This window comes from Lacrimispora sphenoides (assembly GCF_900105215.1).
Taxonomy (GTDB): Bacteria; Bacillota; Clostridia; order Lachnospirales; family Lachnospiraceae; genus Lacrimispora; species Lacrimispora sphenoides_A.
On sequence record NZ_FOIP01000001.1, the window covers coordinates 1278590 to 1296622 of the forward strand.

Annotated in this window: 13 protein-coding genes; 5 read left to right on the forward strand and 8 right to left on the reverse strand. The window is 44.9% G+C overall.

Translation table 11 applies throughout. The features are described 5' to 3' along the window. The first annotated feature begins 32 nt into the window (after positions 1 to 32). Both BMW45_RS05905 and BMW45_RS05910 read left to right on the forward strand, forming a co-directional pair. Entirely contained in the window at positions 33 to 1103 is a 1071-nt protein-coding gene (locus tag BMW45_RS05905; RefSeq protein ID WP_092241319.1) for a metallophosphoesterase family protein, read from the forward strand. A 4-nt stretch (positions 1104 to 1107) separates the two neighbouring features. Further along, on the forward strand, positions 1108 to 2970 hold the full coding sequence (locus BMW45_RS05910) for an ATP-binding protein (protein ID WP_092241321.1): 1863 nt from the start codon (positions 1108 to 1110) through the stop codon (positions 2968 to 2970). 77 nt (positions 2971 to 3047) lie between these two features. On the opposite strand, the gene brnQ is transcribed toward BMW45_RS05910, so the two are convergent. Both brnQ and BMW45_RS05920 read right to left on the reverse strand, forming a co-directional pair. After that, entirely contained in the window at positions 3048 to 4358 is a 1311-nt protein-coding gene (gene brnQ / locus BMW45_RS05915; protein ID WP_092241323.1) for a branched-chain amino acid transport system II carrier protein, read from the reverse strand. 9 nt (positions 4359 to 4367) lie between these two features. Continuing rightward, positions 4368 to 5546: a ribose-phosphate pyrophosphokinase gene (locus tag BMW45_RS05920; protein ID WP_025230767.1), complete on the reverse strand. Its 1179-nt coding sequence runs from the start codon at positions 5544 to 5546 to the stop codon at positions 4368 to 4370. A gap of 245 nt (positions 5547 to 5791) precedes the next feature. Here BMW45_RS05920 and BMW45_RS05925 point away from each other — a divergent pair, with 245 nt between their 5' ends. Next, on the forward strand, positions 5792 to 7465 hold the full coding sequence (locus tag BMW45_RS05925) for a S8 family peptidase (RefSeq protein WP_092241325.1): 1674 nt from the start codon (positions 5792 to 5794) through the stop codon (positions 7463 to 7465). Positions 7466 to 7521: 56 nt separating this feature from the next. Here BMW45_RS05925 and BMW45_RS05930 read toward each other — a convergent pair whose 3' ends face one another. The 5 genes from BMW45_RS05930 to BMW45_RS05950 all read right to left on the reverse strand — a co-directional run bounded on the left by BMW45_RS05930 (position 7522) and on the right by BMW45_RS05950 (position 13233). After that, on the reverse strand, positions 7522 to 8514 hold the full coding sequence (locus tag BMW45_RS05930) for an ATP-binding protein (RefSeq protein ID WP_092241327.1): 993 nt from the start codon (positions 8512 to 8514) through the stop codon (positions 7522 to 7524). Between the two features lie 36 nt (positions 8515 to 8550). Continuing rightward, a complete protein-coding gene (locus tag BMW45_RS05935; protein WP_092241329.1) occupies positions 8551 to 9594 on the reverse strand; it encodes a DnaD domain protein in 1044 nt (347 codons plus the stop codon). A gap of 409 nt (positions 9595 to 10003) precedes the next feature. Continuing rightward, positions 10004 to 11383: a UDP-N-acetylmuramate--L-alanine ligase gene (gene murC, locus BMW45_RS05940; RefSeq protein WP_092246224.1), complete on the reverse strand. Its 1380-nt coding sequence runs from the start codon at positions 11381 to 11383 to the stop codon at positions 10004 to 10006. 168 nt (positions 11384 to 11551) lie between these two features. Next, a complete protein-coding gene (locus BMW45_RS05945; protein ID WP_092241331.1) occupies positions 11552 to 12436 on the reverse strand; it encodes a hypothetical protein in 885 nt (294 codons plus the stop codon). Between the two features lie 290 nt (positions 12437 to 12726). After that, a complete protein-coding gene (locus BMW45_RS05950) occupies positions 12727 to 13233 on the reverse strand; it encodes a QueT transporter family protein (protein ID WP_092241333.1) in 507 nt (168 codons plus the stop codon). A 300-nt stretch (positions 13234 to 13533) separates the two neighbouring features. Between BMW45_RS05950 and BMW45_RS05955 the strand changes: the two genes are divergently transcribed. Further along, positions 13534 to 13851 carry an ArsR/SmtB family transcription factor gene (locus BMW45_RS05955; protein WP_092241335.1) on the forward strand — a complete coding sequence of 106 codons (318 nt, stop codon included), beginning with the start codon at positions 13534 to 13536 and terminating at the stop codon, positions 13849 to 13851. Between the two features lie 260 nt (positions 13852 to 14111). Next, entirely contained in the window at positions 14112 to 16079 is a 1968-nt protein-coding gene (locus BMW45_RS05960; RefSeq protein ID WP_092241337.1) for a methyl-accepting chemotaxis protein, read from the forward strand. 85 nt (positions 16080 to 16164) lie between these two features. On the opposite strand, the gene BMW45_RS05965 is transcribed toward BMW45_RS05960, so the two are convergent. Further along, a complete protein-coding gene (locus tag BMW45_RS05965) occupies positions 16165 to 18030 on the reverse strand; it encodes a hypothetical protein (RefSeq protein ID WP_092241339.1) in 1866 nt (621 codons plus the stop codon). Positions 18031 to 18033: the final 3 nt, after the last annotated feature.

The window sequence follows — 18033 nt, forward strand, 5'->3', positions numbered from 1 at the left end:
CAGCCATGCAGAGGACCAGCGAGGTAATGATAATGAAATTCATACATATTGCAGATGTTCACTGGGGCATGAGCCCGGACAGCGATAAGCCATGGAGTAAGGAACGGTATCAGGACATCAAGGACTCCTTTGCAAAGGCGGTCAGCCAGGCAAAGGCCCTGGAAGCCAACTGCCTCTTTATTTCCGGAGACTTATTTCACCGCCAGCCCCTGGCCAGAGATTTGAAAGAAGTAAATTTTCTATTTACCACCATACCGGATGTCCATGTGGTCATCATTGCCGGTAACCATGACCGCATCCGGAACAACTCTGCCCTTTTAAGCTTCACCTGGGCTCCCAATGTATCTTATCTCATGGGAAGGGAGCTGGAAAGTGTTTACTTTAAGGACATCAATACCGAGGTTTACGGTTTCAGTTACCACTCAGCAGAAATCCCGGAAAACCGCCTTGATCATTTAAAGGTGCCCAACAACGGGCGCATCCATGTCCTTCTTGGTCATGGGGGCGATGCCAACCACATCCCATTTGACAAGGGCGCCATGGCCAATCTGGACTTTTCCTACATTGCCATGGGGCACATCCACCGGCCGGAGATCTTACTGGAAAACCGTATGGCATTTGCCGGTTCCTTAGAGCCGCTTGATAAGACAGAATCCGGGCAGCACGGCATGATGGTGGGGGAGATCAATGAGGTAACCCGTATGGTGACTTCCTTAAGGTTTATTCCCCTTGCAAAGCTCCAGTACATCTCCCTGGCAGTTAATGTAACAACTGCCACTACCAATACGGAGCTTGCCATGAAAATCACCCAGGAAATCCAGAACCGGGGGTCGGAAAACATATTCCGGTTTCGAATCCGCGGCATGAGGGACCCTGACATTTCCTTTGACTTAGAGATGCTTTCCACCCGTTTTAAGATCATGGAAATCATTGACGAATCTGAACCTCAGTATGATTTTCCCGCATTGTTTGCCGAACATCCCAGCGATATGATCGGTTTCTTTATCCAGGCCCTTCAGAAACCAGAGATGAGCCCGGTGGAAAAAAAGGCCCTTCATTATGGCATCAACGCATTGCTTCGTACAACGGACGAAAGGAGCTGACCCCATGAAAATAATTGATATCTATATCAATGGCTTTGGGAAATTCCATGGCAGAAACCTTACCTTCCGGGATGGGCTAAACATTGTATATGGGAAAAATGAGGCCGGAAAATCCACCATCCATACATTCATCCGAGGAATGCTTTTCGGTATTGAACGCCAGAGAGGCCGTGCATCCCGGAATGATCTTTACACAAAATTTGAACCTTGGGAAAACAGCGGCACTTATGAGGGGCAGATACGGCTGGAGCATAAGGATCACATTTACCGGATCGAGCGCACTTTCCAGAAGAATAAAAAAGAGTTTAAGATCGTAGATGAAACCGCCGGACGGGAGATTGAGCCGACTAAGGCATTTTTAGATGACTTATTATGTGGTTTAAGCGAATCGGCATACATTAACACCGTCAGCATCGGCCAGCTTAAAAGCGCTACCGATGAGGGCATGGTTTCCGAACTTAAAAATTACATAGCCAACTTAAACACCACTGGAAACCTGGCCCTTAACATCACAAAGGCTGCCGCCTTTTTAAAGTCACAGAAAAAGGAGCTGGAATCCCAGATGGTTCCGGAAGCGGCCCGGACTTATACCTCGTTATTAAGCGAAATCCGCAACACAGAAAAGGAAATCTCATCTCCGGAGTATGAAAACCAGATTCAGGAATACCATAAGCTCCGCTCCCATATCAGGGTATCCATGGATGAACAGCAGAAGGAAAAGGAAGAACTTCTTCAAAAAGCCGCAAGGGGCAGGCAGGTACTGAACAGCAACCAGTTTTCCGACCAGGCGTCTATAAACGCCTGCCAGGCAAAGGCCCAGGAAAACTATGACGAATATATGGAAGCCAGGGCGGCCTGCAATAAAAAACCAAGAAAGATCTTTTCTGTCCTTTCCCTGGTAATCGCCACCTTGCTGTTATGCGGCACGGGAGTGCTTTATTATCTGGGAGAAGCAAATTATTTCACCGCTTACTATGGACTTGACCTCATCCTTTTGTTAGGCATTTTTATTGGAACCGCCACGATTTTCTACCTGATCGGCCTGATTCTGTTTTTACGGCTGAGGCATAGCCAAAAGGACATGGAAATGAGCGCCAAGATCCTGCAGGAGATCCTATCCAGACATTTGGGAAATACTGAGATATCTTCAGAAACGATCCGCGCATTCCAGACGAAGATGGCAGAGTTCACTCGCTTATGCTCAGCGGTAGCCAAATCGGAAGCCGTCATCGCTCAGAAAGCGAAAGATATTGAGGAGCTTTCAAAAAAGCAGGAGAACTGCGGGGAATCCATTGAAAAGCAGCAGAAAAGCCAGTGGGAGCTTGATAAAAAGCTGGAGCACTTATCAAGCTGCAAAACCCAGGCAGAAGGACTTAAGCACATCCTGGCAGAGAACGACCGGATCCGGGAAGAAATATCCGCCATTGACTTAGCACTGGAAACCATGACCAGCCTCTCCTCCTCTATCCGGGACTCCTTTGGCCTATATCTAAATAAAACAGCTTCTGACCTTATCGCCGGGATCACAGGGGGAATCTATACCAGCATGAGCGTAGATGAGAACCTGAATGTATTTCTGAATACAAAAACCAAGCTGGTTCCTTTAGAACAAGTCAGCAGCGGCACCATGGACCAGGTTTATCTGGCCCTTCGATTGGCAGCTGCCACCTTGATTCAGGAGGGCACCGAACGGATGCCATTTATATTTGATGACAGTTTTGTACTATATGATGACGACAGGCTTCGGACTGCTTTAAGATGGCTGGTGAGCACTTATTCCGACCAGGTTATTATCTTCACCTGCCATCAGAGAGAGGCCCAGATGCTGACCGCAAACCTGATCCCTTATCACCTGATAGAAATTTAACCTCATGATAATGTTCCAATAAAAAAAGACTGTTATGACGGCTTGTAAGCCTCATGACAGTCTTTTTACTATAGATCCTATGATCTATTCCTATATCCGGCTAAACCGGCTAAAACGCCAGCCAGAAGCCCTGTAATAGCCGGCCCGATCCAGCCAAGTCCCATACCATAAAGAGGAAGCATGGAAAGCCCGGGATTTAAAAAGTTAAGACCTGCCTGTTCTAAGGACAGAAGCACACTGGTGATCCCTGTGAGACTAATGGAACAGACATAAACAGACTTCCACTTCCTTCCGTCCGGGAAACCAAAGGACAGCAGAATGAGGACAATGGCTATGGGGTAAATAGCATTTAACACCGGTACAGAGACTTCTAATATCCTGGTAAGACCGATATTGGAGATTACCAGGCTCACCAATGCGAAGGTGAATGCCCATACACGGTATCCCACTTTGGGTACAATGGTGCAGAAATACCTGCTGCAGCAACTGATAAGGCCGATGCAGGTATTTAAACAGGCAATGAAGAAAATGGCGGCCAGCATCACAAGCCCCACATTCCCATACAAAAAACGTACCGCCTGGTTTAAGGTCTGAGCTCCGTTTTCTCCCAGCCCCATTGCGCTGCCGGTGACGGCTCCTACGTGGGCCAGAGCACTGTATACCATTAAAAGGACACCTCCTGCGACGAAACCGGCCTGAATGGTTTCCTTTACGACGGAAGCTTCCTGTTTGATTCCCATTGCCTGAACATTCAAAGAGATAATAATTCCAAAGTTCAGAGCAGCGATGGTATCCATGGTCAGATACCCTTCAAGAAATCCTTTTACAAATGGGTTGGACCCATAGGACTTTGACGGAATCCCGTAAGAGCCTGCCGGATGGACTACGCTGCCTGCAAATATTACCACGATCAGGGCCAAAAGGCAGGGAGTCATTATCTTACCCAGACGGTCTGTTAATTTATCCGGTTTCAATGACACGACAAAAGCAATGGTAAAGAACACGGCGGAATAAAGGAACTGGGAAAGAGCTCCCGAGCCTCCTTCTTTTAAAAAGGGGACCACCGCCATCTCAAAGGAGGTGCTGGCAGTTCTGGGAATTGCGAGACACGGCCCTATGGATAAGTAAATGAGCAGTGTAAAAATAAATGCAAATCTGGGATGAACATGGCCGGCCAGCTTATTAAGGCCGCCGGACTTAGCCACTGCAACCACACCGAGAACCGGAAACCCGATGGCTGTCACCGCAAAGCCTGCCATGGCAATCCAGATATTCGTTCCCGCGGATGCACCCAAAAAGGGCGGAAAAATAAGATTTCCCGCCCCAAAAAACATGGAGAAAAGTGTAAGGCCTACTAAGACCAGTTTCTGCTTCGGTAATCGTTCCATATGCCCTTTTTACCTGTCACCTGCGCGGTAACGCTCCAGAAGCCGGTTAATTCTTTTCGTTGGATTTAAAAGCTCGCTTAAGGATGCGTCATGGTTTAAATTATCTATGATAAGTGCAATATACTTACTCATATCAACATTGATATAGTATGGTCTGGATAAGAGATCAGGGGTCTGATAGACCAGATTGGTCGTAAGGATCCTGTCAATAAATCCATTCTCATAATATTCATCAAACTTTGCAAGACCGTTGGTAAAAAGGCCAAAAGTGGAGCAAACGAATACTTTCCTGGCTTTTCTTCTCTTAAGCTCCTTCGCTACATCAAGCATGCTTTCACCGGAAGAAATCATGTCGTCAACTATGATCACATCCTTGCCTTCTACGCTGCTTCCCAAAAATTCGTGGGCAACGATGGGATTGCGTCCATTCACGATTTGAGTATAATCCCTGCGTTTATAGAACATACCCATATCAAGGCCAAGAACATTGGCAAAGAATACAGCACGTCCCATGCCTCCCTCATCCGGGCTGATGACCATCATATGCTCGCTGTCAATATCCAGTTCTTTCTCTTCCTTCAGTAAGTACTTGATAAACTGGTAAATAGGCTGAACAGTCTCAAAGCCCTTTAAAGGAATCGCATTCTGCACTCTCGGGTCATGAGCATCAAAGGTAATGATGTTCTCAACTCCCATATTCACCAACTCCCGAAGGGCCAGCGCACAGTCTAAAGATTCTCTGCTGGATCTCTTATGCTGTCTGCTCTCGTATAAGAATGGCATGATCACATTGATGCGGCGGGCTTTTCCTGCCGATGCTGCAATGAGGCGCTTCAAATCCTGGAAGTGATCATCAGGAGACATATGATTGGTCATCCCGCACAGGGAATAAGTAAGGCTGTAATTACACACATCCACCATGAAATAAAGGTCATCACCCCGTACAGATTCATGCAGGGTACCCTTTGCTTCGCCGGATCCGAATCTTGGCGTGCTGGCTCCGATAATATAGGAATCTCTCTGATAACCTGAAAAAGCGATGGTCGACTTATGTTCGCTCTCCCGCTCCTGTCTCCATGACACCAGGTAGTCATTGACCTTATCTCCCAGCTCCTTGCAGCTTTTTAACGGTATCAGACCCAGTGGACCTACCGGTATGGTTTCTATCGTCTTTTCTTCGTAAAGCATTCTTCTCTCCTCCAACGTATCCTAATACAACGCAACGGTTCTTTTATAACATTATGTGCGGAATTAGTCAAGTTAATCGATGTATTTAGGACTCTTTATCTCTCATTGTAACCTTTGAAAGAACTTGATGCAACTGTTAATTTCTTATGTTTATAATCCAATGCAATGCTCCAGGATATCCTCATAATAGATGTTTTTCCGCATAAAATGTATTATGTACCCAATAAATACAGGGAGGATTTATCTTGTTAAAAATTTTGGATAATAATTATTATGACTTAATAATTAGTAATACCCTGGTTCCTTCCTATGATACTGGAAATAATATCACCTTTTTAGATATAAGGGATTCCCTTCTGCACGTACCTGTCACTACCGTTGATCCCTGTGATTTAGGCCGTCATCCCTATAACAGTTTTCCCTTCCTCTACACACCAACCGCTACGTCCAGCCTGGAAAAATCCGGCATTACAACCGTTCAGAGAAATCCTTTTCTGGCTCTGTTCGGCAGAGGCGTCCTGGTGGCTGTCGTTGATACCGGAATTGACTACAATCATCCTGCATTTAAATATAATGATGGAACCTCACGCATCCTCACGATATGGGACCAGACAGTGCAAACGGGTACGATTCCCGATACCTTTACATTCGGTTCCGAATACAGCAGGGATCAAATCAACGCTGCTTTAAATTCAGAGGATCCCTTGGCCCTTGTCCCCACGACGGACCCCGTCGGACACGGAACTGCAATAGCCAGTGTTTTAGCCGGTACCCCGAATGAGGCCGAATCCTTCAGCGGTGTCGTACCTCAGGCTGATCTTATAATCGTCAAATTGAAAGAAGCAAAACAAAACTTAAAAAATATCTTCTTTGTTCCGGAAAGCACCCTCTGCTATCAGGAATCCGATATCATACTTGGCATCCGTTATGCATTTTCAGTTTCAGAACGGTTAAACCGCCCTCTTGTGGTATGCGTTGCTTTAGGAAGCAGCCAGGGAGGTCATGACGGCAGGGCCTCCATTGACAGCTATATCGATTACCTCACATTGCTGCCTGGAATCGGAGTATGCGTTTCCGCCGGCAACGAAGGGAACAATCAAAGGCATTACTTTAACTCCACTACCGGAGCTCCTTATTATAATGATTTTGAACTAAGAGTGGGGGCCAATGATAAAATGCTTTCCATGGAGATCTGGTCATACGCTCCGGCAAGGCTGTCCGTAGACATCTCTTCTCCGAACCGTGAATCCACACAGCCTGTTTTTCCTACCTTCAATCAATGCAGAAGGTTCAGTTTCATATTTAACGAAACTGTCATCTATGTTAACAACTTCATATTTGAGGAAGAAAATGGAGATCAACTCATCCTGCTGCGGTTTAACAACCTCATTCCCGGAATCTGGTACCTGCGGGTACAGAATATTGAAAGTGAAGGCTTTGCCTTCCATTCCTGGCTCCCTTCCGGTGATTTGATTTCAAGAGATACATATTTTCTCAATTCAAACCCTGATACCACCATAACCTCTCCTGGAAATGGTAGGCATCAGCTGACAGTGAGCGCTTATAACGATGCGACAAACAGCATCCTGCCGGAATCCAGCAGAGGCTATACAAGAATCGGTGAAATCAAGCCTGATCTGGCCGCACCTGGCTTCGAGCTCACCTGTGCGGTTCGTGGTGGCCAATATGGATCGGTAACAGGCACCGGAGCAGCGACGGCGCATGCTGCCGGAATCGTTGCCATGGTACTTGAATGGGCCATTGTCAGAGGCAATTACCCCCGCATGACCGGAAATAATGTGAACCGTCTCTTAATTAGCGGTGCAGTACGCAGCAGCTCCTATGTTTATCCAAATAACATCTGGGGATATGGGCAGGTGGAGGTAAACAGACTTTTCGAGCGGCTTGCCAGCCTTTAAAAACCACAGGATGCATAGAAAATCCAGGAGCCCGATGAGATGGGCTTCCTGGTTTTTTATTTATTGATATGTTTCTTTCTGATTCGAATATCATCTCCATAAAGAGGAATCACCGTATAGCGGCTGATCAGCCTTGAGGTCACACGTTCCGTATACCGGTCCCTCAGCTCATTTATGGGATGGTTGGTGGATATGATCGTGGACCTGGTAGAATTAAGCCGTTCGTTGATGCAGTAAAACAATTCAGAAGATGTAAAGCTGTTATTAAGCTCTGTACCCAGATCATCAATGATCAGAAGGTCGCAGTCCAGAATATACTGGTACATCCCTTTCATATCTTCTTCATCCTGGTAATCGAACCGGTTCTTTGAAAATACCTCGAATAAGTCATTAGCCGATAAATATATAACGGAATAATACCGGTCAATCAGCTCCTTGGCGATGCAGTTTGTTAAGAACGTTTTACCGACTCCTGTAGGGCCTGTAAACAGCAGGTTTCCATGTTCCTCGGAAAATCCCTTTACAAAGCTTTTGCAAGTCTCCACAACCTGTCCCATGTACTGTCTGACGGTCCTGTTAAGAACCGGAACCACCCTGGTATCATCAAAGTATTCATAGGAAAATGTATCGAAATTTTCTACAGCGGTAATCTGTTCAATGTTTGACTGGGCGTAAAGATATTTCATTTCAGATTGGCGGAAACAGTGGCACTTGGTCCCATCTGCGTATCCGGTATCTTTACAATCCGGGCACCGGTACCGCATCTCCATATAGTCCGCAGAATAACCGGCTGCCTTTAAAAGTACACTTTTCTGCTCTCTCAAGTCTGCAATTTCATTTCTTAAGTCCTTAAGAGCTCCCTTGTCCCCTTCCAGCAGTCTGCGCGCACTGGCCACTGCACTGGTACTGATGAAATCATCAAGCTCTTTTATAACCGGAATCCTGCGGTATACTTCCGCAATCCGCTCTTCCTGTTCATGGCGGTTCTTAAACTGTTGCTGTCCATAAGCCCGCATGATAGCATCGTACTGTGAATTGCTCAGCGCCATAATTACCTCCATTCATCCTGCTGACCTTATGTAATATTACTGCCGCTCCGATAATTGCTTTAAAACAAGGGCATCATAATCAATCTCTCTTTGAGGGAAATTCTGAAACTGGTTCTGTCCTCTTTTCCCCTTAGTGCTTTGAGCCTGCTTATTATCACCGCTTTTTCCGGTTTTATGTTCTCCGCTTCTCATGCGGTCCGCATACTGTTCGTCCAGCTTTTTAATCTCTTCCATGGAGCGTACACCAGCTTTTTTCCAGCCCTCTAATATTTTGTCCGCATACTGAAAGCTGGGCGCATGAGTAGCCGCCAGTGTCCGGTTACAGGCTTCAACAACCAGCTCCCTGGCAAATCCATAGGCGCGGAACCACCTGTCTATGAAGTCCTTCTCAAGATCTCCCGGTTTCCTGTCATTTAATCCAAAGGCTTTCATAACAGCAAAGGAATCCTTGGTAAAGGTAAGGGCAAAGCTCTTGGCATCTTCCACGGTCCGAAACCCTTTTTCATGCCAGCTGATAGCCACCGTTTCAATATAACGGATGCTGCTGTGACCGCCTTGCACACAGTATTCTACCACATATTCTAAAAGCTCAGCAGGCATGTGCAGGCCGTCATATAGATAGGCGAACACCTCGCACTCCCTTTGGGTGAATACCTTATTCATGTATTTCTGGGCAATATAAAGAAGCTGAGAGAAATCCTCATCTCCGGCCAGACCGCTTATCTTTTCTGGGGAGTAGACCATACGGCGGCCGGATGGTGCTGGTTTCGGTTGTTTCTCTGCGATTATTCCGGAACAGGCTGTTTCTGATGCTGCTGGGGATACTTCCGGTTTAACTGGAACGCCTTCTTTTAGGACTCCGGCATTCTTCCAGTATGATAAAGCCCGCGCTACATCTGCTTCTGTATGGTTTAACGCATCCGCAATCATGGAAACGGTGATTTCTTCTCCTTCATGGCGCATTAAATATAAATATTCTTTTATGTATTCTCCATTGGCCGCTGCCATGTATTCGTCAATGAACTCATTGGTAATGACTGTAACGTTGATCTTGAAACTGCTTTTAATATTCAATGTCATAACCCTCACCTTTTTTATATAGCCAGTCCGCAGTGCAGCGAGAAAAGCCTGCGGCTTCTCTCGCTCACTGGCTTTCGCCCTATGAAATAGGCCATGGGAAGATTTTCTTATGTGCAAGAACAACGAAAATTTTCCCGTGCCCTATTTCGCACTGCTCATTGCTTTCTTGAATATCATACCACAGGTCGTATTAAAAGAAAATAGCCGTAGTTATCCACCATATGAATTGTGGATAATGTGGATAATGTGGAAACCAGGTATACATAATTAGGATTTCTCCACCGAATCATGTCGATTTGCTGATAAAACCGAGATTTCTTAAATTGTTAGATTATAAATTATGTAAATTAAAAGATCCACATAGCTTCTTAACATAAAATGTTGAAAACTATGTGGATAATGTGGATAACTATAAGCCTAAAAGCTTTTCTCCCACTTTTACGATATCTCCGGCCCCCATAGTTATCAACAAATCACCGTGTATACAATTTTCTAAAATAAATGTTTCAATCTCATCAAAGGATGAAAAATAGTGGGCTTTTACGCCTCTTTTCTCGATTCTCTCTTCAATATCCCTGGAACTGATTCCTAAATCGTCCGCTTCACGGGCTGCATAGATGTCCGCAAGAATCACCTCATCCGCCAGAGACAGTGCCTCTGCAAATTCATCCAGAAATGCTTTTGTCCTGGTATACGTATGAGGCTGGAATGCTACCCACAGCTTTTTATGGGGATAATGCTTTGCTGTTTCCAGAGTTGCCCTGATTTCCTGGGGATGGTGAGCATAATCATCAACGATGGTGATTCCTGACAGTTCTCCCTTTTTCTCAAAACGCCGGTTGGTGCCTGTAAAGCGCTTCAGTCCTTTTTTAATCAGCTCCAGCCCGATTCCCAGCTCTGTACAAACGGCTGCAGCTGCCAGGGAATTATACACATTATGTTCTCCCGGAACGCCAAGTGTCACGGTATCCACAATATTTCCGTCCACCTTTAAATCATAAGTAGCCCTTGCCAAATCGTCAAAACGGATGGCTTCGGCCTGATATCTGCTTCCCGGTTTCTTACCAAATGTAATCACGTTACATGGAAGCCCCTGGGTAATCTCCTCCCTGCTCTCAATGTCATTGTTTATCACCAGGGAGCCGTTTTGGGGGAGCTTTTCGGCAAACAGGCGAAAAGAGTGGCGAATATCCTTAATATCTTTAAAGAAATCCAGATGATCTGCCTCTATATTCAGGATTACCTCCATGGTAGGGAAAAATGACAGAAAGCTATTGGTATATTCGCAGGCTTCTGTTACAAACAGTCTTGGGCCTCCTACCCGGATATTTCCGCCAATGGAGTTTAAGATTCCGCCTACCGATATGGTGGGGTCTGTCTCAGCAGCCAAAAGAATCTCAGTGATCATAGATGTGGTGGTGGTCTTTCCGTGGGTTCCTGATACGGCTATGGAATTCTCATAATTTTTCATCATCTGTCCAAGTAGTTCTGCACGGCTTAGTATGGGAAGTCCTTTTTCTTTAGCCCTTGCAAATTCCGGATTATCGGGATGAACGGCAGCGGTATAGACAACTACGTCAATTCCTTCTCTAATATTCTCTGCCCGCTGGCCATATGAGATCGCTGCACCTTTTGTCTCTAAATGGCGTGTCAGCTCTGAATTCTGGGAATCTGACCCAGTAACGGTAAATCCCTCGTCAATAAGAATTTCCGCCAAACCGCTCATGCTGATTCCGCCTATTCCAATAAAATGAATTGCCTCTGGTTTATGAAAATCAATTTGATACATGCTTTTTCCATCCTTAATTTTGTTTTCTGTAATAATGAATGCCATTCTTTACTGCGTACTTTCTTATTATATAAGAAAGCACTGAGAAAATCTACAATTTAATTACAATCAAAAAATATGCACCTTACAGATTTTATGTTCTGTAAAGTGCACTTTATGACACAGTCCTTATGATCCCAGAGCAATCTTTGGCATCTCTTCCACCATGCTGCCGCTGCTTACCTGGGGCATTCCTATTGCAGATACCATCAGGTAAAGCATCTCCTTATAGCTTCGGAAAGGCTGCTCCACCCTGCCTTCCCGCCAGTAAATGATGCCCTGCCATGTAGAATGCTCACGAAACATGATTTTAATTGAAAAAGTTGCAGTTTGCCCGCCCCTTCTGCACATGGAACAGGCCTCATTAGAAATCAGACGTCCATATTTGACTCCATATTTTGGAATTTTTTCCTTTGATGCCCTAATATCCATAAAGCTTCCCAGGGTTCCCGCCAGATCAGCCAGAACATCATGCCGTTCTGTCAGGTCCGCAGGTATATTTTGATAATTTCCCATTATGCGTCCGGACTCATAAGCATCAATGGCCACATGGAAGGAATTCAATGATTCCCCTTCCTGTCCCATCAGGAAGTCTCCTCTCAGCATCTTATTCATTAAGAGAATTAATTGAAGCATGCTTTCAAATGACTCCTGCCTGTCTCCATCCTCCCAATGGATCAATCCCTGCCAGCTGGCATGGTAACGATACTGTACATATATACGGAAGGTACTTCGTTTTCCCTTTCGTTCTTTCTCTTTGCTGGTCCGCGTCACAAAATCTGGAGGATTTGTCCCAGGAAAGCGACGCATTTGAAATGTCTGTTTCGGACAACTCATGGAATCAAATATACGGTCCATATTTAAAATCATCTCCAGCATACTGCCGTATTGGATCCCCTGAGAATCATCACAATGAAACATAACCCCCTTAACGCTCCAATTGTCGCATTCATCCACTGCTACAGTGATATACCGGTCGGTACCGCGTACTACACTCACTCTTCCTTTTGTCATAATTTCCACCATCATCCTTGTGTTATGATATAATTATAAATGAAGGCGGTTACATATTGGTCACATTTTCCATTTAGGGTTAAAATTTATATAACGATTGTAACCTGCCTTTTGATCTAATGTTATGAGGGAAGAAAACACTCTCTATGAATATACATTTATGGAATACTTTTGCTATCGTATAAAGAGAAAGCTCATTCAGGATGCTTATTACAAAACACCTGAACAAGCTCAAAAGTAGCTCTTAAATGCATGAAGCTATGCTGCGGCACCGTAAAACTTTCAAGTTCTTATTTATCCGACAAGAAACGCCCGAATATTACATGCCTATAATTGTTCAGCACGCCAAGCAGTATGTTGCCAAAGATTCCTATTACAAGAATCTCTCCTATTCCCACTGTCAGCATCGCATACCAGATAATATCCTCTGAGCCGTAAGCGTACCGCAGAACCCATGGGATGATAATGGTATTTGCCAAAATCGGCGGAAGGCATACCAGCCACCTGTTTTTCCGAAGCTTATAGGAACCGATAGCTCCGATCAGGGTTGCAAGACTTCCAAAAATCACATCCAGGGTTGCTGCTCCGCATAATAAATTTGACAGGAAGCAACCAATGAACAATCCAGGAATTGCTGCCGGAGTAAAAAATGGCAGAATACAGAGGATCTCTGAAATTCTAAACTGGATGGGGCCGAAGCTGATAGGCGCGAAAACCATGGTCAACACAGTGTAGACTGCAGCAATCGCCGCTGAAAAAACCATAAAATAGGTTTTTTCTGAAGTTTTGTAATGCATATTCATTTCTCCTTTAGTTTTGTTTTAGGTGTGGAAGGTCTCGAACACACCGGTCGTTGAATGCAGATGAGCCTTGATATGTAGGAAAATCAAGGGATCTGCGACCTTATTGCATAAAAAAGTGTAGCACAAAATACGTTAAAAGGCAAGTAATGGCCCGGAATTTGTAACGGAAATAATTCATTTTACGAAGGATTTATTAAAGTACATATGGCTGAAATAGAAAAGTAAATTATATTGATATATTTTTATTTAAGGCATATGATAATACTTAGTAAATATTCTATGTGAGGTTGTACTATGGAAGAAAAATACATTCAGAATGGTAAAATTTTAAAAGCTTTGTCCGACCCGAAACGATTACGCATTGTTGATATGCTTTCTTGCGGAGAGCTTTGTGCCTGCAAGATTTTAGAAAAGTTTCATATTACCCAGCCGACCCTGTCACATGATATGAAAGTCTTAATAGACGCTGGCTTGGTAAAAGCAAGGCCGGAAGGCAAATGGATATATTATTCATTGAATGAGGAACGCCTAAAAGCTTTTTATCAGCAGTTAGGAGAGATATTCAATTCAAACCCCGATTGCATATGCCATCGGAAAGGCAGTGATATATAGTTCGTTACTGTGACCGCGGCTGTCGGTGTCATGTTCCCCAAGGGAAAATTGGCATCGACAAAAAAGTCGTCGAAACATAGAAGAAATTCTATATGACAGGAGCACGATTATATAAAATCTAAAAGGCAAACAGACATGAACTTAAGTGATTTGTCTATTGACATTTTACATCATATTGCAGAAAAGGAATTAGACATTTTTCCCAACATAAAGTATACTTAAATTCGCAGACTTAAGCGAAGTACAAAGGAGAAGTGATAATGAAAAGTATAAAAACTAAAATACTGCTTAGCATGGCTTTGACAGTATTTAGTTCCCTATGTGCAGTGGGAGGTACCAGCATTTATTTAAACTATTCCAGCATGATCGGGACCATGAACCAGACCATGACGGAACTGGCACGCACCGCCTCACAGCGGGTTTCAAAAGAACTGGATATTTATAAGAATATTGCCTATGAAGTCGGCAGCATTGACCGGCTCTCCAACCCTGGAACCAGCGTGGCTGATAAAAAAACCATCATAGACCAGAAGGCAAAAGCCCACGACTTCCAGCGTGGAAACATACTGGGGGCAGACGGAATCAGCTTGTTTGATGGAAAAGACTATTCTGACCGGGACTATTTCCAAAAGTCCCTAAATGGCGAGACAGTGGTATCCGATCCTTTAATCAGTAAGATCACAGGACAGCTTACCATTATCATATCCGCCCCATTGTGGGATAAGGGAATTCCGGATTCCAAAGTCGTGGGCGTCGTATATTTTGTCCCTACAGAGACTTTTTTAAATGACATCGTTGCCAGCATAAAGATAAGTAAGGGAAGCAATTCCTACATACTGAACAGAAGCGGCGGTATCATTGCCGATGTGGATATGGAGAAAGTAACCAATGTGACAAATACCCAGGAAATCGCAAAGACAGATCCCGGACTGGCTGCTCTTGCTGCTCTTGAGAAGGGAATGACCGAAGGAAATAGCGGATTTGGCCGTTACAACAAGGGGGGCGTAAACGAATTTCTGGCATATGCACCCATTGAAGGGACCGATGGCTGGAGCTTCGGCCTCAAAGCTCCCATGACGGACTTTATGGGAGCAACCATAACCGGAATCGTCATATCGGTAATACTGCTCATCGCAGCACTGACTGTGGCCGGAATCATATCGGTTATCCTTGCAGGAAAAATCGGAAATCCCGTAAATGCCTGTACCGAACGCTTAATAAGGCTGGTGCAGGGTGATCTGGAATCTCCGGTTCCTGTAATCAACAGCCAAGACGAAACCGGTGTGCTGGCAGAAGCTACCCGGGAACTGGTGGACGGGTTTAAAATGATCATCGGAGATGTAGATCATATTCTCAATGAGATGGCAGAAGGCAGCTTAACGGTTTCTTCCAGCTGCGAATCCGCCTATGTAGGGGGATTTGGTGGGATTCTTCAGGCCATGACCCAGCTGCAGTCCAGGCTCAGAGATACTCTCTTAAGGATCAACCAGTCCTCTGAGGAGGTAGCATCCGGTGCGGAACAGGTATCCGCAGGCGCCCAGGCGCTCTCCCAGGGAGCAACAGAGCAGGCCAGTTCCGTGGAAGAGCTGGTAGCTACCATAAGTCTTATTTCTTCTCATGTGGATTTAAATGCTAAAAACGCAGAGGAAGCCACGCTCCAGGCAAAGGAGACTTCATCCCAGCTGGAAAATGGAAAAGAACAGATGAAGAGAATGACCGATGCAATGAACGAGATCAACCATACTTCCAGTGAAATCGGTAAGATCATAAAAACCATCGAAGATATTGCCTACCAGACCAACATCCTGGCTTTAAACGCAGCGGTTGAAGCCGCCCGTGCCGGAGAAGCCGGAAAAGGCTTTGCCGTCGTCGCCGACGAAGTGCGCAATCTTGCATCAAAAAGCGCGGAGGCCTCAAAAAATACCGCTTTCCTCATAGAAAGCTCCGCCCAGTCGGTACAGAAGGGAACGGGAATCGCCGATGAAACAGCGGATTCTCTGGAACGAATCGCAGCTTCTTCCGAAAAAATGGCTTCCCTGATATATGATATCGCCGAAGCCTCCCAGGAACAGGCAAGCTCCATTGCCCATGTGGCCCTGGGAATCGACCAGATATCCGGCGTTGTGCAGACCAATTCCGCTACGGCAGAAGAGAGCGCAGCCACCAGCGAAGAACTCTCCAGTCAGGCCCAGATCTTAAATGGTCTGATGGATCAGTTCCGGTTCTAATTCATACAAAACCGCTTCATAATGAATGATTAAGGGCAATTAATAATCATCATTCATTATGAAGCGGTATTTTTTATACAGATATTCACTCTTCCAGTTCAAGGGCCAGTCCTTTATCCGAATGAAGAATTCTATAAATTCCTTCCTGTCCGGAAACGCCAAAATATTTTTTCAGCAGATGTTTTGCTTCCCCATCGCTTTCAACTATAACGAGATAATCATAGCTGCTTAACAGATTGATCAAATTATCCTCATAAAACGCACAAATTCCGTCTACATTGGAGGCGTAAAGCATGTATTTCCCAATGTATTGCAGATAATAATCCGTTACCTGGCTGTCCACATCCGATGCATAGAATAAATACCTGCTTTCATCCACTCTTCCGCCGGAATACCAGCGGTCTCCGGTCACTTGATATACCTTGTAAGGCAGGGTCGTATCATAGGAGCGCCGGATAGTCTGCATGCCATTGTATTCTGACATCAGAATGGTTATGGCTAACGCAATAAAAATGATGACACCCTTTTGATACCGATTCTTGCTTTCCACGGTTTTAAATGCCTGGTATGCCGGCAGTTCACCGATTCTATAATAAAACGAATTCTCAATATCAACGGCTGCGCACAGCACCAGCCCCCCGGCGAACAAAACTACGATACTGGATGCGTAACGTTCAAACCCCGCCAATCGGAGGGCTTCGTCAAGCGGCATGGAAAAAATGTAAAGCCCGAGGATTCCAAGATAGTAGCAGGCAAGGACAACATCTAATGCGATCAGAGCCTTCCATAGTTTCCAGCTTTTCTTTAATAGAAAGGCCGCAAATACACTGGCTATTATGGCAGCCACATGAAAGCCCAGAATTCCCATAACTGGACGGCTAGTAATATCAAAGACTGATTTAACAAACAGCGCAACGATCTGATGTACCTCTTCCGGACTTTTTCCGCCGGAAACGCTGCGGATGCTGTCTGCAGAAACTTCAAACTTATTTTCAACTCCCTGGAATTTTACTGCCATATGGATGTTCCATAACAGATATGGAAGGAACGCAGTTCCAATGGATAAAATCACGGCCAGTCCATTCTTTAAAAACGGTTTATATCTATTCTTTAACCAGATATAGATCAGAAAGAAAAATCCAATTCCCGCAAATATGATTCCGGTATTTTTAATTATCATTAGAAGCGCTGCTACGGGTATGATGCTGATACAGGCCTTTTTTATTTCCCATTGATATCTGTATGCCATCGCAAATAATACAAGGGTATATATGGGAAGAAGAAAATCAACCAACAAATTGGTGACCCTTATGGTAATGTTAAATATGGACAGCAGGGAACAACCTGCAGCCAAAAAAGCAGACAGCAGAAACCGCTTTTTTTCCGTGATCACTCCGGACATGGCATAGAAGCTGGCAAAAATAAGAAGGCCCTGGGCTGCCAGCATAATCCCCTGGGAATTTCCGGCAAAGCGGCAAATAAAATATATAAACGAGGAAGAACCCAAGGGATAATTTTTAAAGTCAATCAAAGCAGATGCAGCATCAGGAAATGCATTGGTGCTGAGCATCTGCTTAACAACGATGGCCCAGTGCGAGAAATTATCGTAGTGTATCAGCCTACTGGTCAGCAGCAGCTGAAAGAAGAACAGACTTCCAACAGCAAACCCCACCTGGAACAGGGAAAGGCGAAAACTTATATAGGACCGATTCCTGATCATACTTAATAAAAAGAAGAAAAACAGAATTATTCCTACTACAAGCACGGCTGCTGACCCCGGCAGCAAAAAGCCCGCCAGCCCGCAAAAATAAACAATACAGGCAATGGATGAGCAGACAAAAACAGGAGCAAATTCGACCTGAAGCTTAAGCTTTTCCCTCGTAAACATCATATAGCCGGTAAGGGAGCACAAAAGTGCCGCCACCATTATCATATGGATTACACCACTCATCCT

Coding starts and splice junctions, on each gene's coding strand:
- BMW45_RS05905 (WP_092241319.1), top strand. CDS start 33: ATGAAATTCATACATATTGCAGATGTTCACTGGGGCATGAGCCCGGAC.
- BMW45_RS05910 (WP_092241321.1), top strand. CDS start 1,108: ATGAAAATAATTGATATCTATATCAATGGCTTTGGGAAATTCCATGGC.
- brnQ (WP_092241323.1), bottom strand. CDS start 4,358: ATGGAACGATTACCGAAGCAGAAACTGGTCTTAGTAGGCCTTACACTT.
- BMW45_RS05920 (WP_025230767.1), bottom strand. CDS start 5,546: ATGCTTTACGAAGAAAAGACGATAGAAACCATACCGGTAGGTCCACTG.
- BMW45_RS05930 (WP_092241327.1), bottom strand. CDS start 8,514: ATGGCGCTGAGCAATTCACAGTACGATGCTATCATGCGGGCTTATGGA.
- BMW45_RS05935 (WP_092241329.1), bottom strand. CDS start 9,594: ATGACATTGAATATTAAAAGCAGTTTCAAGATCAACGTTACAGTCATT.
- murC (WP_092246224.1), bottom strand. CDS start 11,383: ATGTATCAAATTGATTTTCATAAACCAGAGGCAATTCATTTTATTGGA.
- BMW45_RS05945 (WP_092241331.1), bottom strand. CDS start 12,436: ATGACAAAAGGAAGAGTGAGTGTAGTACGCGGTACCGACCGGTATATC.
- BMW45_RS05950 (WP_092241333.1), bottom strand. CDS start 13,233: ATGCATTACAAAACTTCAGAAAAAACCTATTTTATGGTTTTTTCAGCG.
- BMW45_RS05955 (WP_092241335.1), top strand. CDS start 13,534: ATGGAAGAAAAATACATTCAGAATGGTAAAATTTTAAAAGCTTTGTCC.
- BMW45_RS05960 (WP_092241337.1), top strand. CDS start 14,112: ATGAAAAGTATAAAAACTAAAATACTGCTTAGCATGGCTTTGACAGTA.
- BMW45_RS05965 (WP_092241339.1), bottom strand. CDS start 18,030: ATGAGTGGTGTAATCCATATGATAATGGTGGCGGCACTTTTGTGCTCC.